Genomic DNA, 23,581 nt, shown 5'->3' with positions numbered 1-23,581 from the left:
AGGTGCTGCACGTGAGTTTCCCCATCACCCGTCCCCGCCGCCTGCGGTTAAAGGAAAACATACGTCGCCTGGTAAGGGAAACCCGCCTGACAACGGATGACCTCATCTACCCGCTATTTGTCACCCATGGCCGGGAAATGCGTACTCCCGTGGAAGCCATGCCGGGGGTTTATAATCTTTCCCCGGATTTAATCATTGAAGAGGTGGCCCGGGTAGGCGAGTTAAACATACCCGGCATTATCATCTTTGGGATTCCCCGGGTAAAAGATGAATCAGCCAGCGAGGCTTACGATGATGAAGGTATAGTGCAGCAGGCTGTACGGCTAATAAAGAAGGAGTTCCCGGAATTAATAGTCATCACCGATGTGTGCCTCTGTGAGTACACCAGCCACGGCCACTGTGGAATAGTGGAGCAGGAACGAATTCTTAATGATCCCACCCTTGAACTGCTGGCCCGTACCGCCCTTTCCCACGCCAGGGCAGGAGCCGATATGGTAGCGCCATCTGATATGATGGATGGAAGGGTAGCTGCCATTCGCCGCGCCCTGGATGAAGCCGGTTATCAGGATGTGGCCATTATGTCATACGCGGCCAAGTATGCATCGGCTTACTATGGGCCTTTCCGGGAAGCCGTGAACTCGGCACCAAGGTTCGGGGACCGGCGATCTTACCAGATGGATCCTGCCAATGCCCGGGAAGCCATGCGGGAAATAGCCCTGGATATTGAAGAGGGAGCTGATATTATCATGATCAAACCCGCCCTGGCTTACCTGGATATTGTCCGCCGTGTTCGGGATACCTTTAATTGTCCTGTAGCAGTGTATAATGTCAGCGGTGAATATGCTATGGTTAAAGCCGCTGCCATGCGGGGCTGGATTGACGAACGACGGGTAGTTCTGGAAACACTTACAGGAATGAAAAGGGCGGGAGCAGATATGATCATCACTTATCACGCCCTGGATGTGGCACGCTGGCTGCGAGAAGGCTAGCCAGTTATCTTAGAGAGGATGGTAAGTATGCTGGTTTCCTGGAACTCAACCAATGCCTGTAACCTGACCTGCCAGCACTGTTACAGGGATGCTGGCGCCAGGATGGAGGAAGAGTTAAATAGTTCCGAAGCGGCCAAATTGATTGATGAAATTGCCCGGGCTGGCTTTAAAATTATGATTTTTAGCGGCGGCGAGCCTCTCCTGCGGCCGGATATATACGAACTGATCCAGTATGCCGCCCGTAAAGGCCTGCGGCCGGTTATGGGAACAAATGGTACTTTAATTACCGGCAGCGTCGCCGAAAAGTTAAAACAGGCTGGAGCACTGGTAGTGGGAATTAGCCTGGACAGTGTTAATAAGGAACAACACGATCAGTTTCGCGGTGTGGTGGGAGCCTGGGAGGCAGCAATCGAAGGTATGGAGGCCTGCAGGAAGGCCGGTCTGCCTTTTCAAATTCATACTACGGTAGTAGAATGGAACTATGAACAGGTAGAGGCGTTAACTGACCTGGCGGTGCAACTGGGAGCTGTGGCTCACCATGTGTTTTTCCTGGTGCCGACAGGAAGGGCCGTAAATATAGAAGAAGAATCCCTGAGGGCGGAGCAGTACGAACGTTTGCTCCACCGGATAATGAAAAAGCAAAGGGAAGTGCCCATTGAATTGAAACCTACCTGTGCCCCCCAGTTTATGCGTATTGCTGCCCAAATGGGTTTGAAATTACGTTTCCAAAAAGGTTGCCTGGCGGGTACCGGTTATTGCATTATCAGCCCGAAGGGTGATGTTCAACCCTGTGCTTATTTAAATATACCTGTAGGTAATGTCAGAGAAACGCCCTTTGACCTCATCTGGCGGGACAATCCAGTTTTTCAAAGGTTACGCACTGCTGACTACAGCGGCGGGTGCGGTTCCTGTAATTATCGCAATATCTGTGGCGGCTGCCGGGCCCGCGCTTACTATTACCATGGCGATTTTATGGCTGAAGAACCATGGTGCTTGTACCGGAAAGGTAAAATAAATAGCGGAGGAATAGTTTGTGACGCTGGATAGTATGGATAAACAACTGTTGAATATTATTCAGAGCAACCTGCCCATTGATCCCGAACCTTACAGGAAACTTGCTGAAATCCTGGGCACCACTGAGGAAGATATACTGGGCCGGTTGAAAAGATTAATCGAAAAAGGGGTTATCAGGCGGCTGGGGGCCATATTTGATTCCCGCAAGGTTGGATATTGCGGCACTCTGTGTGCAATGAAAGTACCGGAAGACAGGATCGAGGAAGTGGTGGCTGTAGTTAATAGTTTTCCGGGAGTAACCCACAATTACCTGCGGGATCACCCGTATAACATATGGTTTACGTTGCTGGTTGAATCCCAGGTCGAACTGGAAAATATTTTACAAGAAATTAAAAAACGTACCGGTATAAGCGATATGCTCAACCTTCCGGCCTCGAGAATTTTTAAAATCCTGGTTAACTTCGATCTGGGAGAGGATGATGATGCTTAGCCAGAAAGACATAGAAATTATCCGTGCTCTCCAGGAAGGTCTTCCCCTGGTCAGCCGTCCCTTTCAAGTTTTGGCCCAAAAGGTTGGGCTCAGTGAAGAAGAGCTTTTGAACAAAGTGCGGGAATTTGTTAAGCAAGGGATTATCCGGCGCTTCGGGGCGGCTGTACGCCACCAGGATCTGGGTTATATTTCCAACGCCATGGTAGTCTGGGAGGTTCCTGAGGAAAAAATAGAAGAGATAGGCCGGTTGATGGCCTCCTTCGATGAGGTTTCCCACTGTTACCAGCGTCCCAGCCGGCCACCAGAGTGGCCATATAATTTATTTACCGTGATTCATGGTCAAACAAGGGATGAATGTGAGAAAATTGCTGCCCGTCTCTCCCGGGCCAGTGGAATTACCAGCTACCGTTTACTGTTCAGCCTTGCCGAATTTAAAAAAAGTAGTATGAAATACTTTATGGAAAAATGAGGTGATATCTTGCCATACGAGAAATCCCGGGAACTGTTCATACAGGCACGCCAATATATGCCCGGCGGTGTAAATAGTCCGGTAAGGGCTTTTAAAGCGGTGGGAAGGGACCCTCTTTTTATTGCCCGGGGTGAAGGAGCGCTTATTTTTGATGAAGATGGTAACGAATATATTGATTACGTAGGTTCCTGGGGGCCACTTATCCTGGGGCACCGGCATCCTGAAATTATAGCAGCCCTGCGGACATGCCTGGAAATAGGAACCAGCTTTGGCGCTCCCACCAGGTTGGAAATCGAGCTGGCCAGGGCTATTGTAGAAGCGCTACCGGGAGTAGAAATGGTGCGCCTTGTCAACTCGGGTACCGAGGCAACCATGAGCGCCCTGAGGCTGGCCAGGGCTTATACCGGGCGCAATAAAATTGTCAAGTTTGAGGGCTGTTATCACGGTCATGCAGATTTCCTGCTTATAAAAGCCGGTTCGGGAGCTACTACCCTGGGAGTACCCAGCAGCCCCGGTGTACCGCCCAATGCCGCGGCGGATACAATAGTAGTGCCATATAATAACTTGAATGCGCTGGAATCAATTTTTACCCGGCACGGCCATGAAATTGCCGCCGTCATTGTGGAGCCGGTGGCGGGCAATATGGGCGTAGTACCGCCTGTAAAGGGATTCCTGGAGGGACTTAGAGAGATAACTCAACATTACGGTGCGCTCTTAATTTTTGATGAAGTTATCACCGGATTCAGGCTTTCTTACGGTGGTGCCCAGGAACTGTACAAGATTGATCCCGATCTAACCTGCCTTGGAAAAATCATCGGCGGTGGCCTGCCTGTAGGAGCTTACGGAGGCAAAAAACATATTATGGAAAAAGTAGCCCCGGAAGGACCGGTCTACCAGGCAGGTACCCTTTCCGGTAATCCCCTGGCTGTATCTGCTGGCCTGGCTACCCTAAAGGTATTAAAGCGGCCCGGTACGTACGAAGAACTGGAACGGAAGTCCGCTCTCCTTTACCAGGGAATGGCCGAAGCCGCCCGGGAAGCAGGACTTACCCTTTCCTTTAACCGGGTTGGTTCCATGCTCTGCATTTTCTTTACTGAAACACCGGTAGTGGATTATACCACTGCCTGTACTGCCGATACCCGTCGATTTGCAGCCTTTTTCCAATCCATGCTGGAACAGGGGATATACCTGGCTCCCTCCCAATTTGAAGCAGTTTTTGTCAGCCTGGCCCATACCGATGAACAAATCCAGAAAACGGTAGAAGCAGCCCGTAAAGCTTTCGCTGCTATTAAATATACCTAAACTTGTATGCAAACAGCAGGGAGGAAGGGCGAATTTAAGTTCGTAACCATTCCCCGGGGAGAAACTTCTTTTCGGGGCTTTTCTTTGCCAGCCGGGAAAAAGTCATTTGACATAAGGGGGTACAAATGATATAAAATACCTAGCATGTGAATTTTATAACTTGAATAACCGGTTCTTTACCGGGGCTGTAAGAAAGCCCTTTTTTGCATAGAATATTTTACTTAAGGAGAAGGAGGGATTTGATGAAGACACTGCGCGTACCTGAGGCTACAGTAACCAGGTTATCTATATATTCACGATATCTTGAACGACTGGACCGTAACGGCGTAACCACTGTTTCCTCTGGTGAAATCGCCGAAGGAGTTGGAGTTAGCCCGGCCCAAGTACGCAAGGATCTGGCCTACTTTGGCGAATTTGGCACCCGGGGGGTCGGTTATAATGTCAAAGATCTCATGCGTTACACCAAAAAGATTTTGGGGCTGGATCAGGACTGGCCTTTAATACTGGTAGGTGCTGGTAACCTGGGTTATGCGCTGTGTACTTATAAGGGTTTTAATAGCCGGGGATTCAAAATTGTAGGAGTTTTTGATAACGATCTGACAAAAATTGGCAAAAAAATAGCTGAACTGGAAGTATTACCTATGGAAAAAATGCCTGAGGTCATTCAGGAATACAAAGCGCGCATTGGTATAATTGCCGTACCTCCCCGTGCAGCCCAGGATGTGGCCGATTATATGGTTAAAAACGGCCTGGAAGCCATTTTAAATTTTGCTCCGGTAGCTTTAAACCTGCCTGAGGGGATAGAGATACGTAACGTGGACCTGTCCGTCAAATTAGAAATTCTAACCTTTAATTTAGGCTTCAAGTCTGCTCAACGACTGTAAGAAACATACTGTTCATTGTTTTCCTGTCGGTGAGAAAAAAATGACCTGGTATCTCGGCGTTATAGGTGGGGCTAAATGTACTGAAGAAGAAATGGAGCTGGCAGAGGAAGTAGGGCGGGAAATTGCCTTGCGGGGGGCGATTCTGATTTGTGGTGGCCGCGGTGGGGTTATGGAAGCTGCCTCCCGGGGCGCCCGTCTGGCAGGAGGCACGGTCGTTGGCATTCTCCCGGGACGCCGGCGGGAAGAAGGAAACCCCTATCTTTCCATAGCCATACCCACCGGGCTGGGAGATGCACGTAATGCCATTATAGCCTGTGCTGCCGATGCCCTGGTAGCTATTGGTGGGGGATATGGCACCCTCTCGGAAATCGGGCTGGCCCTTAAAATGAAAAAACCCGTGATCGGGCTTTTTACCTGGAAATTGGAACGCCCGGGTTTGTCCGGTGGCCTTCCGCTGGCAACCAGTGCAAGGGAAGCAGTGGAGCTGGCCATAATGCTAATTTCAGCTGGAAAGGAGAACCACGATGCTCCATACCCTGACCGTTAACACTACTACCCGCTCACAGTTAATAGATATTACACCCCAGGTAAAAAAAATTGTTCAGGCAGAAAAAATCAGCGAGGGATGCTGTTATCTTTTCGTACCCCATACCACCGCAGGAATTACCATTAATGAACATGCCGACCCGTCTGTTGCCCAGGATATAATCAACGGCCTTGAAAAACTGGTACCTCGGGAAGGTAATTACCGGCACCTCGAAGGAAACGCCGACGCCCATATTAAGACCAGCCTCGTAGGCTCATCCCTGGTCGTACCAATAGTTGATGGCCAGCTGGTGCTGGGTACCTGGCAGGGAATTTTCTTTTGTGAATTTGATGGTCCCCGGCAACGCAAAGTTCTAGTGAAATTAATAAACGGGTAGCCTTTAAAAATTAAAACGGGATAGGTCCACCCCATCTTTCTCCTCAATATCTTCTACTGCTACAACAGGATGAATATTCTCCTCGGATGGTATGCTACCCTCCGCCTGCGTATCGGGCAACAGATCTTCCAGCCTGGTTAAAACTTTTTCCACGTCTTCCTGAAACTTTAACAAAGCCCCCAGTGCTGCAGACATAACATGGGGTTCCAGGTGCTTTGCTCCTAAAAGCAGCATGGTACGTGCAAAATCAAGGGTTTCGGCTATACTGGGGCTTTTCTTAAGAGGTAACCGGCGCAAGTTATGGACAAAATCCACTACCTGGGCAGCAAGGCGACCGTCAATTCCGGGAAGTTTTAAAGCAACAATGGCCCGCTCCTGTTCGGTAGAAGGATAAGGGATATAAAGATATAAACAGCGCCTTTTAAAAGCATCACTGAATTCACGGGTGCTGTTGCTGGTCAGTATGGTAAAGGGGATGTGCCTGGCCCGTACAGTACCGAGTTCAGGAATAGAAACCTGAAATTCAGATAGTGCTTCCAGAAGGAAGCTTTCCAGTTCCTCATCACTTTTATCCACTTCATCTACCAGGAGTACCACCTGTTTTTCGGCTAAAAATGCTTTCAACAATGGCCGGGCCAGTAAAAACTCAGGTGTATAAATGTCCTGGCGCAGATCCTCCCATGCCGGCTTATTTCCAGCGGCCACCTGGATGTAAAGGAGTTGTTTTTGATAATTCCATTCGTAAAGAGCTTTTGCTTCGTCCAAACCCGGATAACACTGCAGGCGAATTAACTGGGTATTCATTGCTCCTGCCAGAGCCCTGGCTAATGCCGTTTTGCCTACCCCGGCTGGCCCTTCCACCAATAAGGGCTTGTCCAGGTGAGCAGCGAGATAAAGAGTGGTCGCTATCGTTCGGTCACAAATATAATTCTGCTTTAAAAGGCTATCGGCTACACTTTGAATACTGTGAAACAAGCGGTGCATATTATTTTCGCTCCCGGTTAACATCTTGAGATAACTTGATGAAATGCTACTTTTAATTAATTTTAAAATTTAAGTTAGAATTACCTTCATTTTAAAAACGGGTGATTTAAGTTGCTGATAGAAATTCTTACACGCAATATGGATAAAAAGCCGGTCCTGCTAACTTTTCTGTCAGCACAGCCCGGCCTGCACACCCGGGGTAACGAAATTTCCGTTGACGGTCTTAAAATGATCGTGGGGGACAGTTATATTTATATTACCACCAAGGATTGGGAATGGGGAGAGAAAATTGTACCCCTGCTGTTTTCCATTGTGCCTCATGCCTATGCATCTTCTCACTTCGAGCCAGTTTCCGATCAAAGGATTCTGGTTACTGCTGCGGCCCGCCCTCTTCCAGAAATTATGGAAAGGCTAACCCTCCTGGAACACCTGGACCTGGAAGCGCAGGAACTGGCAGGTCAATTTCAGGTACACTGGCAATCACGTGATGTTGCCGTCAGCTGTCCCGTTTCCCTGATGATCCAGGGGGGCGTAGCTGTAGCAAAAATAAAATTTATCACCCATTTTCGGGATGCGGAATACCACTGCCGGCAAGTTATAAGTCAAATTTCCCTCGCAGAAGTACTGCGCGTATTTACCCCCGAAGTAGCTACCGCCAGGGAAGAACCCCGGGTAGGAACGCTCACCATATCAAGCCGGAAATTCATAACACCAGCGTGCTTTGCTGAATTCTTAAATAACTATAAAGGACAGATCCTTTATCTGGAACAGGAGGATGCCCTGCGGGCTTTTTTTGATCCTGCCGGCCACCTGACTTTCCGGCAGAACGCTTCCCAAATAGAAACAGAACTTTACCTGGAAAAGCCGGAAATACTGACGGAGGAACTCCATCAGCAGTTGACTGCTTCACTTGGTTTTAGCGAACTAACCATCCACAGAACAATAGATAAAATAAGCCTGGAACCCGACCTTCTAATTAAAGACCTGAAATTTAAAAAAGAGCCTCAATTTCACCTGTTCACTCGTTCAGGGACTTTTCTGGCCACCTATAATATCAAAGAAAGGCAGATGGAGCTTACTGCCTCGGTTGAGCTGGGAGTAAAAGAAGCGTTAAACCGCGTAGTCCTAATTTACAGAGCCATGGAAAGTTTCACCGGAGCAGTCCTGAAAATATCCAGGTAATAAGGGGAGCCGATTGTATTGGTTCAAGAATTAATAGGTTTTACAAGCATACTAAGGCAGGCTGGTATTCCTGTTTCTACGGGAGAATTGCTGGAACTGCTCCAGGCCATCTCCCTTTTGGAGCCCACCCGGGAAAACCTCCTCCTGGCAATACGGTCTACTCTGGTTAAAGAAAGTGGACATGAGAAGCTTGTGGAGGAACTCTTAGATTTATACTGGTTAACTTTAAAACAAAAAGTCAAAAAACATTCACAGAACGCTGAAAAAAATAAAACCTTTATTACCACACACTCTCCCCGCCTGTCCCGGGACGAGTTTAATTCCCGCCTGGCACAGATGAAAGAATGGCTGAAACAGGCCATGAAAAGCGAAGATAAATCATTTTCAGGAGGTGGAAAACCGGCAGGGCAGGGGGCTGGTAATAGGAAAAGTGCCGGAAAGAAAGAAAGTGGGAATTTTCAATATGGCCATTTGAATTCCTTTATGACAGGAAAACAGCAGCCAGGACCAATACCCGGGGAAGATATCGAACAACATAACGATAAGCAACCGGAAATGGAACTCTTACATACCGCACGTAAAAATAATTTATACCAGCGTTGTTTTGCCGAACTGGATTCCGAACAAATAAAACAGGTAAAAAAACAGGTAGCCCGCTTGGGACGTCGACTGGCTACCCGCGCTGGCTACCGGCGTATTCCTGCTGCCCGCGGAACAGTAGATATGAGTCGCACTGTACGCCTGGCAGCTACAACCGGAGGAATACCTTTAATCCTCCGTTATCAGGGACGCCAGCTATCACGTCCGGACCTGGTTGTGCTATGTGATCTTTCCGGTTCAGTGGCTCCTTACAGCCAGTTCATGCTGCTCCTGGTTCATACAATGCAAGATAAATTCCGTATGGTCCGGTCCTTTGCTTTTGTTGACGCCATAGCTGAGATTACTGTACACGTAAAAGAGCTGGACCTTGAAAATACCATCCGAAATATTCAGCGACAGACCGGCATCTGGCGAACAGGTTTTTCCGATTACGGTGCTGTCTGGCGCCAGTTTTATCATGAATATCTGCATGTTCTCCACCGGAAGGTCACCCTGATTATTCTGGGTGATGCACGGAACAATTATAAGCCATCCGGAGTAGAATATTTCCGGGAGATTTGTCATCAGGCCCGGCAAGTGATCTGGTTAAACCCGGCACCCGAGCAGAGCTGGAACCGGGAAGATAGTATAATGCATATTTACATGCCCTATTGTCGCTATGTTTTTGAATGTCGCAATCTATCCCAGTTAACCAGGATCGCACGCCAGATTTTTTAATTTTTTATTGCTTGACAGCATGCAGTTCTTCTCGTATATTAGTATTTGCGAACAGGTGAAGTAACATTATGCTGAAGGTGAGAATAACGGTGTAAACACCCTCTTGTCAAAAAACACTGGGTATGTTATAATAACCACTGTCAGTTGATAACGTGCGGCAGTGGCGGAATTGGCAGACGCGCAAGATTCAGGTTCTTGTGGGCGTAGGCCCGTGGGGGTTCAAGTCCCTTCTGCCGCACCAAGTTATTAAACATAAAACCTCCGGTAATCTGATACCGGAGGTTTTTAATTTTGAAGCTCGATATTCCGATGAAGTTCTTGCACTTATTCTTGTGATAACATCATACGTCGCATCAGTTCATAACTGCCGTCTACGGCAGAATGCCGGGCTTTATAAGAATGTACCTCCGCCACCGCTTCCGGTAAACCTCGTTCGTACTGTTCATTTATTCAACATTATAGCAGCTATTACCAATGAATTCCCGAATTATAGAGTTGGCCGGAACAGCAGAATCATCTAATGGGATAAAATAACTTAAGAAATCCAGCAGGCGACGGGCTTCTGAGTATTCCGGACAATCCGGAGGTATTTCTGCCAGCAAAGGCTCAATATATTTTTTTAGAACAGCCAGTTCATAAACCAGGGCAGAATTAAACATAACATCAGCACTTTCCTGAAACGGGAAAATATGCTTTTCCTCGCCGCGGCGCACCATCGGCCACATATTGATGGTTTCCCGGGCGCTATGGCCGCGACACCTGTTATCCCGTACAATTCGCCTGATAATGCGCAAATCTGTTGTGGGTATACGGTTATGGGTATCTAAATTAAGCTGCGTTAGGGCACTAACATAAATTTTAAATTTACGACTCAACGGGATGGAACTGGTTAACTTATCATTTAGTCCATGAATGCCTTCAATGATAATTAAATCTGTTTCCTTAAGACGTAAAGTTTCTCCCCGGAATTCCCTCCGCCCTGTTTTAAAATTAAAGAAGGGTAATTCCACTTCTTCTCCCTGAATCAACTTTGTAAGATGATCGTTAAACAGAGACCGGTCTATAGCATCCAGGCTTTCAAAATCGTACCGCCCGTTTTCATCCCGTGGAGTTTTTTCCCGGTCAACAAAATAATTATCCAGAGACAAAGGTACAGGGTGGATGCCATTGACCCGGAGTTGCGTGGCCAACCGCTGGGCAAAGGTAGTTTTACCGGAAGAAGATGGACCGGCAATTAAAACCAGGCGTATCCGGTCAATATTGCTTGCGATGATATCAGCTATCTGGCTGATTTTCTTTTCATGAAAAGCTTCAGCTACCCGTATCAATTCGTCGGCACTACCATTAATAATTATTTTATTTAAAGAAGAAACATTGCGTACACCAAGTACTTTTCCCCATTTATCCGCTTCAAAGTAGATATGGGCCAGTTTACCCTGTTCTACGTATTCCGGAATTACTTCCGGGTTGTCCCGGGGCATTTCCAGAATAAAACCCGGAAGATAAAAGCGCAAGCGAAAAACTTTCAATAAACCGGTATGAGTCACCAGCGGTATACCGGAAAAATCGTGATACCAGCCACAGGTATAAATATCTACTTCCGGGGAGCGATGATATTGGAGCAATTCTGCTTTTTCAATCTGGTTGGTTTCCTTAAATAATCTGATAGCCTCTTCTTTAAGTACACGTTTTCTAATGATAGGTTCTTCGCTTTCTACAATCCCACGCATCCGCTCTTCTATAAGATGAATATCTCTTTCCCGGAGGGCTCGACCCAGCTGAATATGACCGTAAATGCCATTGCCCAGTGTGTGCTTAACAATTACCGAACAGCCAGGTAATACCTCAGAAGCAGCGCGGGCTAATACAGTTATCAGGCTACGGGCATAAATTCGTCGCCCGTCCTCACTGTTATAATTAATCCATTCCACGCAACATCCATTTTCCAGAGGGTAGTTCAGGTCCCGGATAACATTATTAATCCTCACCCCTAAAGGTGGGAGCTTTTCAGTTTGAGCATAAGATAATAAGTCGATAGCCTTACTACCTTCCGGCAAGTACACTTTGCCCGTCCCAGCTAATTCAACCGTAATACCGGCAGGTAAAATTTTTTCTTGACTGAATACCATACCACTCACTCCAGACGTTTCTATAATAAAAAATAAAAAACCTAAAAGAGTTTTTGAATTAAGATATAGTTTCTTGTTTATACATTATAGTCATAAAATTAATGGGAGATCAATGTTTCGTATTAATTGGACAGTAATAGTAGTTTTTGTAATATATGGTAAACAGGGGGTTGTGCGTGATGACTGTTAAAGTAGAGGTTCGAGGTCATGTTCCTGCTGGCGTAAGCGGGGGCCCCGGTTGAGTTTCCCAGCAATGCGCGCCCGGTGGGCACGATTTAACTTTCAAATACCGGTTCTTAGAAAGTGTACTTAAAAGATTGTACGGTAACAATGTAGTGCTAACCTATCGTTTTGAGAAAAACTTATCTTATGAGGAAACACCACAGGTTTTTATTGGCGGGAAAATGGTTATGAAGGGGGACCTGGTCCCCATTCCACTGGTACATTACCTGGATAAAATAGGTATACCAAGGGTAAAGTAGGAAGTTAATGAATTCCTGTTTCTAATAACTATAGTTAATTTATAAAAGATAGAAAGTAGAGACTGTTATAATTTTTTTCATTATTGAGCAGGATTTCTGATTTATAATGATGAATTACTGTACATATCAGAAAGAATTATATCAATCTCTTCACATAACATTAATTTTATCCACTGCTTAGCAAGGAATTTGCTAGGTATTTTAACTTTAAGGGGAAGAATTAGTATATTTTCGTTTATACAAAACTGGAAAGGTGGGGTCTGAAAAATTAATATCAAGTTACAAAAAGATTATAAATTCAGAGGATAAAGAATCTGGTTTAAAGGGGTAGGATAAAAATGTCTATGGAACCATTAGCAAAAGCAGGCCGGGAGTTGATTGAACGTATTAAAGAAATAAGCGGTCAAAATGCCAGCATTTGCATGCAGTGTGGGACGTGCAGTGCTAGCTGTACAGGAAGGGACCTGATGGATTATCCACCACGTCAGATTATGCGTATGATACAGCTTGGAAATCAAAATGTTCTCAATCTCAAATCTATATGGATATGCAGTACATGCTTTATTTGCACTGCTCGCTGTCCCCGGGGGATAGATATTGCCCGATTAATGGAAGCTTTGCGTGTGATCAACTTGCGTGAGGGCAGAGAGGTATTGATCGCTGAGAAAATTCCGCTCGAAATACTTACTCGTGTTCCACAAATGGCATTAACCAGTGGATTTAGAAAGCTCAGCGCATAAAAGGGGGAGAAAGAATGAAAATCCCATACTTCCCGGGGTGTACCCTGCACAGCAAAGCTAGGGGATTAGACGAAACAACACGGGGCTCCCTGGCAGCATTGGGTGTTGAGTTGGTGGAATTGCCAGAATGGACTTGTTGCGGAACAGTATTTCCCCTGGCCCAGGATAATTACATTGGCATGGTAGCTGCTGCTCGTATTCTGGCAAATGCTGCAAAGATGGAGGGGGGTAAGCTAGCTACAGTTTGCTCCTTTTGCTATCACGTATTGAAAAGGGTTAATTACGCTATTAAAAATAACCCTGAAGCAAGAAAAAAATTAAATGATTATTTAGAAGAAAATTATGGTGGAGAAATTGAAACAATTCACCCATTGGAAATTTGCAAGGAAATAATTGGACTTGATGCTATCAGGGAAAAACTTAAGAGAAAGCTTAAAGGGCTTAAAGTAGCCTGCTATTATGGTTGTATGCTTGTGCGGCCTGCAGCGGAAATGAATTTTGATCACCCGGAAAACCCTACCATTATGGAAGAACTGATCAGTGCCTTGGGTGCGGAGGTGGTAGAATACCCGGGGAAAACTACCTGTTGTGGTTCCTACCAGGTTTTAAATGATATGTCCCTGGTAAAACAGAAAGTCAAAGAAATATTATACTCCGCTTCTGCCAGGGGGGCAGAAGCAATAATCACCAGCTGCCCTTTATGCCAGTTTAACCTGGACTGGATGCAGGAAAAGCTGGCGGAGGAAAACAACGGTTTTTCTAAAGTACCTGTCCTATATTTTACCCAGCTTTTGGGGCTAACCTTAGGTCTTCCGGAGGAAAGCCTGAGACTGGACGAACATTACGTAGACCCCAAACCTTTACTACTGGGAGCATAGTCCATTCATACCGTAGCGCAGTTCTGCTTTTAAGGAGGATAGAATCATGGCGGAAGAACGAAAAATGGTTAATATATACATTATGGGAAAACATTATAAAGTCCCCTATGGCTTAACAATCATGAAAGCCATGGAATACGCAGGTTACCGTTTTGTCCGGGGATGCGGCTGCCGCGGAGGATTTTGCGGCGCCTGTGGTACTGTTTATCGCAAACCTGGAGACTTCAGACTTAAAGTTGGACTGGCCTGTCAAACCATGGTAGAAGACAACATGTATTTAACCCAAATTCCTTTCTACCCCGCTAACAAAGCTACTTATAACCTGGAGGAACTTACCCCCACCCTTTCTACCATCCTGCAATATTATCCAGAAGTAACCCGTTGCCTGGGCTGCAACCAGTGTACCAGGATATGCCCCCAGGAGCTAAAAGTGATGGACTATATAGCCGCAGCTCAACGGGGAGATATTGAAAAAGTAGCTCACCTTTCTTTCGATTGCATCATGTGTGGTCTCTGTGCTTCCCGCTGCCCTGCTGAAATTGTACATTATAACGTAGCGATCCTGGCCCGGCGTCTTTATGGACGTCACATTGCCCCGCCAGCTAAACACCTGGCCAAGAGGGTAGAAGAAATTAAAGCCGGTAAGTTTGACGAGGAATTACAAAAGCTGATGAAGATGAATAAAGAAGAACTACAAAAGCTTTATAACGCACGGGATATTGAACCTTAAGGAAGGTGGAATATAGAGATGTATACTCAGGAAATGCTGGAAGCTATCAAAATCGTAGAACAAACAAGAGAAAGGCGTTTAAAAGAAACTTTTCCTCGCCTGAAACCAGAAGAAAAAGAAAATCTTTTACGTTCTTATCACCCGGACTATAAGCCAGATGCTACCAGAGTGGTAAAAGTAGGCCCCAACAAGGGTGATAAGTTTACCCATGAACACGCCGATCTTCTGGAAAGCCGGAGTATGCTCGACCCCGATACATTCTCTCTAGATAATATTGATTTCGACGTAGACGTTCTGGTCATTGGCGGCGGCGGTGCCGGTACATCAGCAGCTCTTTTGGCTCACGAGGCCGGGGCTAAAGTAATGATAGCAACCAAGTTGCGCCACGGCGATGCCAACACAATGATGGCGGAAGGGGGCATCCAGGCCGCAGATAAAGAAAACGATTCCCCAGCCATTCACTATCTAGATGTAATGGGCGGTGGGGGTTTTTACAATATTCCAGAACTTGTGGCTGCTTTGGTACTGGATGCACCATTGTGTATCCAATGGCTGGAAAGCCTGGGCTGCATGTTCAGTAAATTCCCCGACGGAACCATGCACACCATTCATGGCGGAGGTACTTCCCGCAAGCGCATGCATTTTGCCCATGACTATTCCGGTGCGGAAATAATGCGCACCCTGCGCGACGAAGCCCGAAACCGGGGTATTCCTGTTATTGAGTTTTCCCCGGCCGTTGAATTAATCATTGATGAATACGGGCAGTGTGCAGGAGCCGTACTTTATAACCTGGAAACAGAACAGTTCCTGGTGGTAAGGGCAAAAACAGTGATTATTGCTACCGGTGGCTCGGGTCGCCTGCATATTGGAGGATTCCCTACCACCAACCATTACGGCGCTACAGCGGACGGTATTGTTATGGCTTATCGTGCAGGAGCCAAGTTAATTTACCTGGATGCTACCCAGTTTCACCCTACGGGAGTGGCATTTCCAGAGCAAATTGTGGGGCAGCTGGTAACTGAAAAGGTACGGGGTCTTGGTGCTCAACTGGTTAATGCAGAAGGTGAACAATTCATCTATCCGCTGGAAACCAGAGATGCGGTTTCCTCGGCCATTATCAGGGAGTGCAAGGAACGTAAAAAAGGCATCACCACCCCCAGTGGAATGCAAGGTGTATGGTTAGATTCTCCCATGATCGACATAATTCACGGAAAGGGTACGATAGAAAGAGAACTACCCGCCATGTTTCGCCAGTATAAACGTTTTAATATAAATATGGCTGAGCAGCCTATTCTGGTTTACCCAACACTTCATTATCAAAACGGCGGCATATTAATTAACGACAAGGCTGAAACAAGCATCCCCAATCTCTATGTAGCAGGAGAAGCATCCGGCGGAGTACACGGTCGCAACAGGCTGATGGGTAACTCTTTGCTGGACATTATCGTCTTCGGACGCCGGGCAGGCATGAATGCTGCCGAAAGAGCAAAAAGTGTAAAACTGGGCAGGCTTACCCTCGATCACGTAAAACGCTATCACGAAGAATTGCGTAAAGAAGGACTCGGTCAGAAAGTCGCTCCCATTTTGCTTCCGGACTACCGCGGTAAAATTAGCGGTTAATCCCAGAAAAAAGTAAAAATCGAACGGGGGGCTGTTAGCCCCCTCTTACATTAGGCCCGCATCCGATGTTCACCAGACCAGGCAAAACCTCAACGGGTAAAACTGGATAACACCGGGAGTATTTTTGGTAGGCTGAATGAAAAAAGCTTTCGGGGAAACTTCTCTCCGAAAGCCTTTTCTTTTAGAATTTATTAGAAATTAGAATTAGATGTTGTTTAAGATTGAGATGGATCCAGTTGTTTTTGAACCTGTTGTAATAAATCCCCAACCCGGGCATTTAATTGTTGTAACTGGCTGAATTGCTGGGAAAGGTGTGGCTGGGTTGCCGCCAGCTGGCTGAGCATTATCCCCATTTCATAGGCGGCTTTTTGTGCCTCACGCACATGAAAAGACATTTGCTGCCTCTGCATACCGGGGTTAGGGTTATTATCTAAAAACTCAAACCATCCCATATTCTAGATCCCTCCTTTTTACCATTACCGTTTAATAGTTCACATAAAAGACATTTTTATTATGTACAATAATCCAGATATATATGATCCCCCTCCGGAACATCTCTGGCTTTTAATGGTAACCCATGTTATAATAGGACTTGCCATTCCGAGGTGAGAGCCATGAAAATTATTACCACGGAAAAAATTCCAATTAAAACCTGGGCCCGGGAAGTAGAAGAGGGTGCCTTAGAACAGGCCCGACATCTAGCCAACCACCCCTTCGCCCGCTTTCACGTTGCCCTCATGCCTGATGTTCACCAGGGGTACGGTATGCCCATTGGGGGAGTATTAGCAACTGAAGGGGTAATTATTCCTAATGCCGTAGGTGTGGATATAGGATGCGGAGTGCGTGCAGTGAGGACAAACCAAAAGGTGGATAACATAAGGCCTTTTTTAAAAAGGATTTTAAATCAGATCCAGCAGGCTATTCCTACCGGCTTTGACCACCATAAAAAACCTCAAAAGAGCCCCCTCTTTCACAGGGCTCCAGATGTTCCGGTGATCAAAGAAGAACTAGAGAACGCTAAATATCAGCTGGGCACTCTGGGAGGTGGAAATCATTTTATAGAATTTCAAGCCGATGATCAGAATTATGTCTGGGTTATGCTGCACTCCGGTTCCCGAAACTTCGGCAAAAAAGTAGCTGACTATTATAACCGTCTGGCTATAAATCTAAACGAAAAATACGGTTTTCCCATACCCCGGGAATGGCAGCTGGCCTGCCTGCCACTGGAAAGCCTGGAAGGACAACAATACCTGTCAGCTATGAATTTCTGTCTTGAATTTGCGCGCGAAAACCGGGCTCGAATGATGAATGTTATTCTGGAAATCTGTCATTCCACGCTCCCCGATTTTACCTGGGACAAAGAAATAGACGTTCATCATAATTACGCTTCTTTAGAAAAACATTTTGGCCAGCAGGTAATGATACATCGTAAGGGAGCTGTACGGGCGGAAGGGGATGTAATTGTCCCCGGTTCTATGGGCAGCCCATCATATATCTGCCGCGGGCTGGCCAACCCAGAAAGTTTTGCCAGCTGTTCCCATGGAGCGGGACGGGTTATGGGTCGTAACGAAGCCCGGCGGCGAATTCCAGTAGATGAAGTTATCAAAGAAATGCAGGCACTGGGAATTGAGCTTTTTAAAATCAAGAAAAAAGACCTGGCCGAAGAATGCCGCCAGGCTTATAAGGATATCAATCAGGTAATGGAAGAACAAAGGGATCTCGTGGAGGTAAAGATTAAATTAAAACCTCTCGGTGTAATCAAAGGATAACTTTCAGTTATTTCGGCACTTATAATTTTTAAGGATTGGGTACTCTACTAATAGCTCCTACCGGGCAGGCACGATAACAACGCCCGCAACGGGTACAATTATCAAGGTTAATATTATAGTGCACCGTCTCGTCGATATAAATGCCTCCATCCCTGCATTCCAGCTCACAGGCCGCACAGGACATGCAAAGCTCCTGGTTGATCTGGTAGTTAAACTTAAACTTCTTCGGCTTCATCAGGCCCCCCCCTTTCAATTAACATTAACTGTACGTAACCTTTCTACAACCCGGGCAAAATTCCTTCCCCAATTTTCTGTTCATTGGTGTTCTTGAGATCATTCCATTAATTAAAAAAATTTTATTTATCCCCGCGTCTAGTAACTTATATATAAAATAGATCGTTACAAGACAGAATAAAGAGTAAAAGGTTAAAGGGAGGGGTTTGTGTTGGCAAGAAAACGCATTCGAGGGGTAATTCACCGGTACCACATTCACGAAACATCCAGTCACGGATATCAACCGGTATGGAAGACAGGGTGCGCGATGGAATATAAAAAAAGATCACGTATTTCCGGAGTTAACAGACCGTCCACTTAATGCCTTTAAAGAAAACCAGGGGCCCCTTTTCAGCACCTGGACGGTACCTCAAGGTTACCCCTGGGTCTATCAGTTTGGTGGGCCATGAGGGAATCGAACCCCCAACCTGACGATTAAGAGTCGCCTGCTCTACCAGTTGAGCTAATGGCCCTGGTCGGGATGGAGGGACTTGAACCCCCGCCCTCTTGCTCCCAAGGCAAGCGCGCTAACCAAACTGCGCTACATCCCGTAATTATCAATTTTTAAATGCAAGATTAATTATAATCCTCACTTCTAATGACGTCAAGGTTTACAGCCAAAAAAAGTCCAGCTTTACGCTGGACGGGGAGAGATAGAACTCACCAAAGCGGAGTAGTATTATTATTTCCAGGAAATAAATTTTTAAACCTGTCCAGCAAAAATTTAACCACCCAATTTACGTTATTAAAAATTTTTTAAGGAGGGAAGAACATGTTTAAAACGGCTGAAAAATTATTCCTGGCTGGCCTTGGTGCTCTGGCCATGACCACCGAAAGGGTGGAAAAAAAGATTAATGAACTGGTGGAAAAGGGTCAAATGGGTAAAGAAGAAGCGCGTAATTTTTTACAGGAACTTGTAAGTAGGGGTGAAGAGGAAAAAACGAATTTTTTAGAAACAATTCGCCGGGAGCTTATACGATTAAAGGATGATCTGGGTCTCGTTACCAGAGAAGAAATAGAAGAAATTAAAAACCGGGTTGCTCGCCTGGAAGAACTGTTGCAAAACAAATGAAAATTTATATCATGTGATATCGATAACAAATAAATATAAGATGCATGAGTTCAAAACTTTTTCTCTGGCCGGCAGGAAATTTTATAACCACGTCGAAATCGTAACTTCGAAATTTTAAAAATAAATAGATGAAGCAGGAATTAAACCCGGGTTTGTAGAAACACACATTTAATTATTATATAAATACTGCCTTCCAGTTAGAGATAGTATTTATGAAAATTATCCGAGGTGAATGATGAATGAAACTGGCCATTTCCGGGAAGGGCGGAGTCGGGAAGACCACCATTGCAGCTGCCCTGATCAAATCTTTTGCCGAAACCCATAGAACCGTATACGCCATAGATGCCGATCCCGATGCCTGCCTGGCCACTGCTATAGGGATTCCCGAAAATATTGCCAGCGGGTTAAAGCCTATTGTAGAAATGCGGGATCTCATCCGGGCCAAAACCGGAGATGGCGCCTTTTTTACACTCAACCCGCAAGTTGACGATGTACTGGAAGATTACAGCTACCGGTTCAATAATATTAGATTTATCCGTATGGGAGGAATAAAAAAAGGGGGTTCCGAATGTTACTGCCGGGAAAACACCTTTCTTAATGCCGTGGTTTCCTCCCTGTTGCTGGACAGTAATGAAGTAGTAGTAATGGACATGGGTGCCGGCATCGAACATTTATCCCGCGGAACAGCAAGGGGAGTTGACCTGATGCTGGTGGTGGTGGAACCCAGTCGCAACAGCATTAATACCGCAAACCTGGTCAAGAAGCTTGCAGCGGACCTGGGAATTCGAAAAGTAAGAATTATTGGTAATAAAATCCGTTCCCCGCGGGAGGAAGAATTTATAAAAGGACAGTTTCCTCCCGAAGAAATTCTGGGTTTTATTGAATTTAACCACCAAATATGGGAAAGCGCTATGGAACCGAACTCAGTTGCGGCAGGAAATCTCCTGGCTGGCATGAGGAAGGTTCGTGAAAAAATATTACGAGAGGCGGGTGATCAATAAAATATTGAGTATAACAACTTATTACAATAGTGTTTTAAGTTATAACTAATTATTTTTTCAGAAAGTATGAAGCCGGAACTTTTATTTAAATTTAAAGACAAATATAAACGATAAATATTTTCAACCAGTCAACTCTTTAGCCAAGGAGGTTAAAGCAATGCCAAGGTTTAGAGATCCCAGCCATACCTGCCGGCCTTCAAATGCCCCCAGGGTTGTTGATCCTAAAGTGGCAAAAAGATCAATAGACCCGGCAGTGTTAGAAATGATTGACGTAGCCAAAGAAAGGGGTGTTATCACTACCTTTGACCGGGTAGTAGCCCAGCAACCCCAATGCCAGTTTGGCTACAAGGGAATATGCTGCCGTTTTTGCATGATGGGGCCATGCCGGATTAAGGCTGATGAAGGTCCCGCGAGCAAAGGTATTTGTGGAGCCTCAGTATGGACCATCGTAGCCCGTAGCGTAGGTCTAATGCTGCTTACCGGCGCGGCTTCCCACAGTGAACACGCCAGCCATATGGCTCACACCCTCCTGGAATGCGCCGAGGGCCATGCCCCGGATTATGAAGTAAAAGATGCTGATAAGTTGCGCCGTATCGCCAAGCGCATTGGTATTGAAACTGAAGGAAAAGATAACATGACCCTGGCCAAGGAAGTGGCCGAGGCAGCTCTGGCAGATTACAGCCGGTTGAAAGGATTTGGTGAATCCACCTGGGTAAAAACAACCATAACCCCGGGGAGACTGGAAAAATTCCGCAGCCATAACATTATGCCCAGCGGAGTTTACAATACCATTTCTGAGCTGGTCAGCCAGGCCCACATTGGTATGGACAATGATCCAGTTAATATAATTTTCAGTGCTCTAAGAGTAGCGCTCGCGGACTATACAGGTATGCACGTGGGCACCGATCTTTCCGATGTTCTCTTCGGTACTCCCAAACCGGTAGTCAGCGAAGCCAACATGGGTGTTATTGATCCGGCCAAAGTAAACATCGTCCTTCATGGACACAACCCGATCCTTTCCGATATAATTGTTCAGGCAGCAAAGGAAATGGAAGAAGAAGCCAAGGCTGCTGGAGCTGCTGGTATTAACCTGATGGGCATTTGCTGCACAGGCAATGAGGTGCTTATGCGCCACGGTGTACCTCTGGTTACCTCCTTTGCCTCACAGGAGCTGGCCATCACTACAGGTGCAATCGATGCCATGGTTGTGGACGTGCAGTGCATTATGCCATCAATACGTACCGTTGCCGAATGCTTCCATACATTAATTATCACCACCTCGCCAATTGCTAAGATTCCAGGATCCTATTACCTGGATTTCCAAACCACCAAAGCAATTGATAACGCGAAACAAGCTATCCGGTTGGCCATTGAAGCCTTCAAACAAAGAGATCCTAACAAGGTACACATCCCCAATATCAAGAATAAAGTCGTGGCGGGATGGAGTCTGGAAGCTCTTTATGAACTCTTCCGCACTGTTGAACCAGACAATCCCGTAAAAGCCCTCACTGACGCTATTCTTAGCGGAGAACTTAAAGGAGTAGCCCTGCTGGCCGGTTGCAATAACTTAAAGCGCTTCCAGGATGATACTCATATTACTATTGCCAAGGAAATGATTAAGAATGATGTCTTTACAGTAGCTACCGGCTGCGCCGCCCAGGCATGTGCCAAGCTGGGGCTGATGGCTCCTGAAGCCATGGAATTTGCCGGGGAAGGCCTGAAGAAATTCCTGGCCCGGATCAGTGAAAAAGCTAATTTAAGCACTCCACTGCCACCTGTGTTCCACATGGGATCCTGTGTGGATAATACCCGGGCTTCAGATCTCCTTATGGATATGGCCAATACACTCGGTGTGGATACCCCGAAAGTTCCCTTTATAGCTTCTGCTCCAGAAGCCATGAGTGGTAAAGCAGTGGCCATCGGTTCCTGGTTTGTTGCCATGGGTGTACCTGTACATGTAGGCTCCATGCCGCCCGTGGAAGGCAGCGATCTCATTTACAGCATCCTTACCCAGGTAGCCAGCGACGTCTACGGTGGGTACTTCATTTTTGAGATGGATCCCGCTGTAGCCGCTCAAAAGATGCTCAGTGCTTTAGAATACCGCACCTGGAAACTGGGCGTGCACCGCAAGGTGGCCGAAGATCTGGAAACTGCTCTCTGCCAGAACTACTAATGAGCCAGGAGGAAAGGAGGAACCTGCATGTCCGAGCAAATCAATTTTGACCAGATTTTTGAAGGAGCGATCGAGCCGGGGAAAGAACCCAGGCGGCTCTTTAAAGAAACCTATGAAGGGGCCATTACTGCTCTGAGCTATGCCGAAATCCTGCTCAACCAGGCCATTCGCACCTACGGGGCGGACCATCCCATTGGTTACCCGGATACCGCCTACTACCTGCCGGTGATCCGCTGTTTGAGCGGGGAAGAGATCAAGACCCTTGGCGACTGCGTGCCGGTACTGAACCGTGCCCGGGCACAGGTCAAGGAAAACTTCAGCGACTTTACCAATGCCCGCCTGGCCGGTGAGGCCACCTGGTACGCGGCGGACATCATTGAAGCCATACGCTATATCAAGTACAGCCCGGACAACCCCCTGCATGTTCCGCCCTGGACCGGTTTTATCGGCGACCCGGTGGTACGCCAGTACGGCACCAAGATGGTGGACTGGACCATACCCGGCGAAGTGATAATTCTGGGCCGGGCCAGGGACTCCAAAGAACTGGCCCGGGTGGTCAACAAGCTGATGGGCATGGGCTTCATGCTTTTCCTCTGCGACGAGGTGATCGAGCAGTTGCTGGAGGAAGGGGTCAAGCTGGGCGTCGATCTGATTGCCTACCCCCTGGGCAATTTCACCCAGGTTGTCCATGCGGCCAACTACGCCCTGCGGGCCGGCATGATGTTTGGGGGCATCAAGCCGGGGTTGAGGGATGCCCAGCGTGACTACCAGCGCCGGCGGATCCGTGCTTTCTTGCTCTACCTGGGCGAGCACGACATGGTCAAGACGGCTGCCTGCATGGGCGCAATCAACATCGGCATTCCCATCATCACCGACCAGCCCCTGCCTGAAGACAAGCAAATAAAAGACTGGTTTATCTACGAGCCGGACCTGGAAAAAGCCATCCAGCTGGGCATGGAACTGCGCGAAATCAAGATTACCAGCATAGATATTGATGCCCCCATCACCGTGGGTCCGGCTTTTGAGGGTGAGTCCATCCGCAAGAAGGACATGTACGTGGAATTTGGCGGCACCCGGACGCCCAGTTTCGAACTGGTGCGCATGGTTGGCCCGGATGACGTGGAAGACGGGAAGGTGGAAGTCATCGGACCCGACATTGA

At 46.8% G+C, this 23,581-nt stretch carries 22 protein-coding genes, 3 tRNA genes and 1 pseudogene; 20 read left to right on the top strand and 6 right to left on the bottom strand.

Going from position 1 to position 23,581, the window contains the following annotated elements; translation table 11 throughout:
- Positions 1-11: 11 nt before the first annotated feature.
- The 8 genes from hemB (at position 12) to BR83_RS0105960 (ending at position 6,071) form a co-directional block, all read left to right on the top strand.
- Positions 12-989, top strand: a complete 978-nt coding sequence (gene hemB / locus BR83_RS0105995) for a porphobilinogen synthase (RefSeq protein WP_027356311.1) — start codon at positions 12-14, stop codon at positions 987-989.
- A gap of 27 nt (positions 990-1,016) precedes the next feature.
- Positions 1,017-2,036 (top strand): putative heme d1 biosynthesis radical SAM protein NirJ2, encoded by a 1,020-nt coding sequence (nirJ2, locus tag BR83_RS0105990; protein ID WP_027356310.1) that lies wholly within the window; start codon positions 1,017-1,019, stop codon positions 2,034-2,036.
- Positions 2,023-2,493 carry a siroheme decarboxylase subunit alpha gene (gene ahbA, locus BR83_RS0105985; RefSeq protein ID WP_027356309.1) on the top strand — a complete coding sequence of 157 codons (471 nt, stop codon included), beginning with the start codon at positions 2,023-2,025 and terminating at the stop codon, positions 2,491-2,493. The genes nirJ2 and ahbA overlap by 14 nt, the downstream gene beginning before the upstream one ends.
- Positions 2,486-2,962, top strand: a complete 477-nt coding sequence (ahbB, locus tag BR83_RS0105980; protein ID WP_027356308.1) for a siroheme decarboxylase subunit beta — start codon at positions 2,486-2,488, stop codon at positions 2,960-2,962. Before ahbA ends, ahbB begins: the two co-directional genes overlap by 8 nt.
- 9 nt (positions 2,963-2,971) lie before the next feature.
- Positions 2,972-4,264: a glutamate-1-semialdehyde 2,1-aminomutase gene (gene hemL / locus BR83_RS0105975; protein ID WP_114362195.1), complete on the top strand. Its 1,293-nt coding sequence runs from the start codon at positions 2,972-2,974 to the stop codon at positions 4,262-4,264.
- 242 nt (positions 4,265-4,506) lie between these two features.
- Positions 4,507-5,148: a redox-sensing transcriptional repressor Rex gene (locus BR83_RS0105970; protein ID WP_027356306.1), complete on the top strand. Its 642-nt coding sequence runs from the start codon at positions 4,507-4,509 to the stop codon at positions 5,146-5,148.
- A 40-nt stretch (positions 5,149-5,188) separates the two neighbouring features.
- Positions 5,189-5,695: a TIGR00725 family protein gene (locus BR83_RS15195; RefSeq protein WP_051617961.1), complete on the top strand. Its 507-nt coding sequence runs from the start codon at positions 5,189-5,191 to the stop codon at positions 5,693-5,695.
- Positions 5,673-6,071 (top strand): secondary thiamine-phosphate synthase enzyme YjbQ, encoded by a 399-nt coding sequence (locus BR83_RS0105960; RefSeq protein ID WP_027356305.1) that lies wholly within the window; start codon positions 5,673-5,675, stop codon positions 6,069-6,071. Before BR83_RS15195 ends, BR83_RS0105960 begins: the two co-directional genes overlap by 23 nt.
- Positions 6,072-6,074: 3 nt before the next feature.
- On the opposite strand, the gene BR83_RS0105955 is transcribed toward BR83_RS0105960, so the two are convergent.
- On the bottom strand, positions 6,075-7,055 hold the full coding sequence (locus tag BR83_RS0105955; protein WP_027356304.1) for an AAA family ATPase: 981 nt from the start codon (positions 7,053-7,055) through the stop codon (positions 6,075-6,077).
- Positions 7,056-7,166: 111 nt separating this feature from the next.
- On the opposite strand from BR83_RS0105955, the gene BR83_RS0105950 reads away from it, so the two are divergent.
- From BR83_RS0105950 to BR83_RS0105940, 3 genes are all read left to right on the top strand, one after another.
- The gene (locus BR83_RS0105950; RefSeq protein ID WP_027356303.1) at positions 7,167-8,237 is read left to right on the top strand and encodes a hypothetical protein; all 1,071 of its coding nucleotides are present in this window, start codon (positions 7,167-7,169) and stop codon (positions 8,235-8,237) included.
- 18 nt (positions 8,238-8,255) lie between these two features.
- A complete protein-coding gene (locus BR83_RS16355; protein ID WP_051617960.1) occupies positions 8,256-9,554 on the top strand; it encodes a vWA domain-containing protein in 1,299 nt (432 codons plus the stop codon).
- 154 nt (positions 9,555-9,708) lie between these two features.
- Positions 9,709-9,795, top strand: a tRNA-Leu gene (locus BR83_RS0105940).
- A 205-nt stretch (positions 9,796-10,000) separates the two neighbouring features.
- Here BR83_RS0105940 and BR83_RS0105935 read toward each other — a convergent pair.
- Positions 10,001-11,683 (bottom strand): nucleoside kinase, encoded by a 1,683-nt coding sequence (locus tag BR83_RS0105935; RefSeq protein WP_051617957.1) that lies wholly within the window; start codon positions 11,681-11,683, stop codon positions 10,001-10,003.
- Between the two features lie 820 nt (positions 11,684-12,503).
- On the opposite strand from BR83_RS0105935, the gene BR83_RS16655 reads away from it, so the two are divergent.
- From BR83_RS16655 to BR83_RS0105910, 4 genes are read left to right on the top strand one after another with little or no spacing between them, the layout of a single operon-like run.
- On the top strand, positions 12,504-12,905 hold the full coding sequence (locus BR83_RS16655; protein ID WP_027356301.1) for a 4Fe-4S dicluster domain-containing protein: 402 nt from the start codon (positions 12,504-12,506) through the stop codon (positions 12,903-12,905).
- 14 nt (positions 12,906-12,919) lie between these two features.
- The gene (locus BR83_RS0105920; protein ID WP_027356300.1) at positions 12,920-13,783 is read left to right on the top strand and encodes a CoB--CoM heterodisulfide reductase iron-sulfur subunit B family protein; all 864 of its coding nucleotides are present in this window, start codon (positions 12,920-12,922) and stop codon (positions 13,781-13,783) included.
- Positions 13,784-13,829: 46 nt separating this feature from the next.
- The gene (locus tag BR83_RS0105915; protein WP_027356299.1) at positions 13,830-14,513 is read left to right on the top strand and encodes a 4Fe-4S dicluster domain-containing protein; all 684 of its coding nucleotides are present in this window, start codon (positions 13,830-13,832) and stop codon (positions 14,511-14,513) included.
- An 18-nt stretch (positions 14,514-14,531) separates the two neighbouring features.
- Positions 14,532-16,133 (top strand): FAD-binding protein, encoded by a 1,602-nt coding sequence (locus BR83_RS0105910; RefSeq protein ID WP_027356298.1) that lies wholly within the window; start codon positions 14,532-14,534, stop codon positions 16,131-16,133.
- A 215-nt stretch (positions 16,134-16,348) separates the two neighbouring features.
- Here the strand turns inward: BR83_RS0105910 and BR83_RS0105905 are convergent, their stop codons facing one another.
- On the bottom strand, positions 16,349-16,585 hold the full coding sequence (locus BR83_RS0105905; RefSeq protein ID WP_027356297.1) for a hypothetical protein: 237 nt from the start codon (positions 16,583-16,585) through the stop codon (positions 16,349-16,351).
- Positions 16,586-16,747: 162 nt separating this feature from the next.
- Here BR83_RS0105905 and BR83_RS0105900 point away from each other — a divergent pair, with 162 nt between their 5' ends.
- Positions 16,748-17,902 carry an RtcB family protein gene (locus BR83_RS0105900; RefSeq protein ID WP_027356296.1) on the top strand — a complete coding sequence of 385 codons (1,155 nt, stop codon included), beginning with the start codon at positions 16,748-16,750 and terminating at the stop codon, positions 17,900-17,902.
- A gap of 28 nt (positions 17,903-17,930) precedes the next feature.
- Here BR83_RS0105900 and BR83_RS16650 read toward each other — a convergent pair whose 3' ends face one another.
- From BR83_RS16650 to BR83_RS0105890, 3 genes are all read right to left on the bottom strand, one after another.
- Positions 17,931-18,137 carry a 4Fe-4S binding protein gene (locus tag BR83_RS16650; protein ID WP_073167299.1) on the bottom strand — a complete coding sequence of 69 codons (207 nt, stop codon included), beginning with the start codon at positions 18,135-18,137 and terminating at the stop codon, positions 17,931-17,933.
- Positions 18,138-18,572: 435 nt separating this feature from the next.
- A tRNA-Lys gene (locus tag BR83_RS0105895) sits at positions 18,573-18,648 on the bottom strand.
- Positions 18,649-18,726, bottom strand: a tRNA-Pro gene (locus tag BR83_RS0105890). It abuts the tRNA gene before it with no gap.
- Positions 18,727-18,947: 221 nt separating this feature from the next.
- On the opposite strand from BR83_RS0105890, the gene BR83_RS0105885 reads away from it, so the two are divergent.
- The 4 genes and pseudogenes from BR83_RS0105885 to BR83_RS0105870 form a co-directional block, all read left to right on the top strand.
- Positions 18,948-19,247 (top strand): phasin family protein, encoded by a 300-nt coding sequence (locus tag BR83_RS0105885; RefSeq protein ID WP_027356295.1) that lies wholly within the window; start codon positions 18,948-18,950, stop codon positions 19,245-19,247.
- A gap of 239 nt (positions 19,248-19,486) precedes the next feature.
- Positions 19,487-20,248, top strand: coding sequence for an ATP-binding protein (locus tag BR83_RS0105880; RefSeq protein WP_027356294.1), 762 nt, complete (start codon positions 19,487-19,489; stop codon positions 20,246-20,248).
- A gap of 157 nt (positions 20,249-20,405) precedes the next feature.
- Complete coding sequence (cooS, locus tag BR83_RS0105875; RefSeq protein ID WP_027356293.1) at positions 20,406-22,421, top strand: anaerobic carbon-monoxide dehydrogenase catalytic subunit; 2,016 nt, start codon at positions 20,406-20,408, stop codon at positions 22,419-22,421.
- 27 nt (positions 22,422-22,448) lie between these two features.
- Positions 22,449-23,581: pseudogene (locus BR83_RS0105870) on the top strand (acetyl-CoA decarbonylase/synthase complex subunit alpha/beta); the annotation flags it as partial.

The sequence above is a fragment of the Desulfofundulus thermocisternus DSM 10259 genome (assembly GCF_000686645.1).
Lineage (GTDB): Bacteria > Bacillota > Desulfotomaculia > Desulfotomaculales > Desulfovirgulaceae > Desulfofundulus > Desulfofundulus australicus.
Note: the sequence above shows the minus strand (reverse complement) of the source record. Positions and strands in the feature narration are given on the sequence as shown.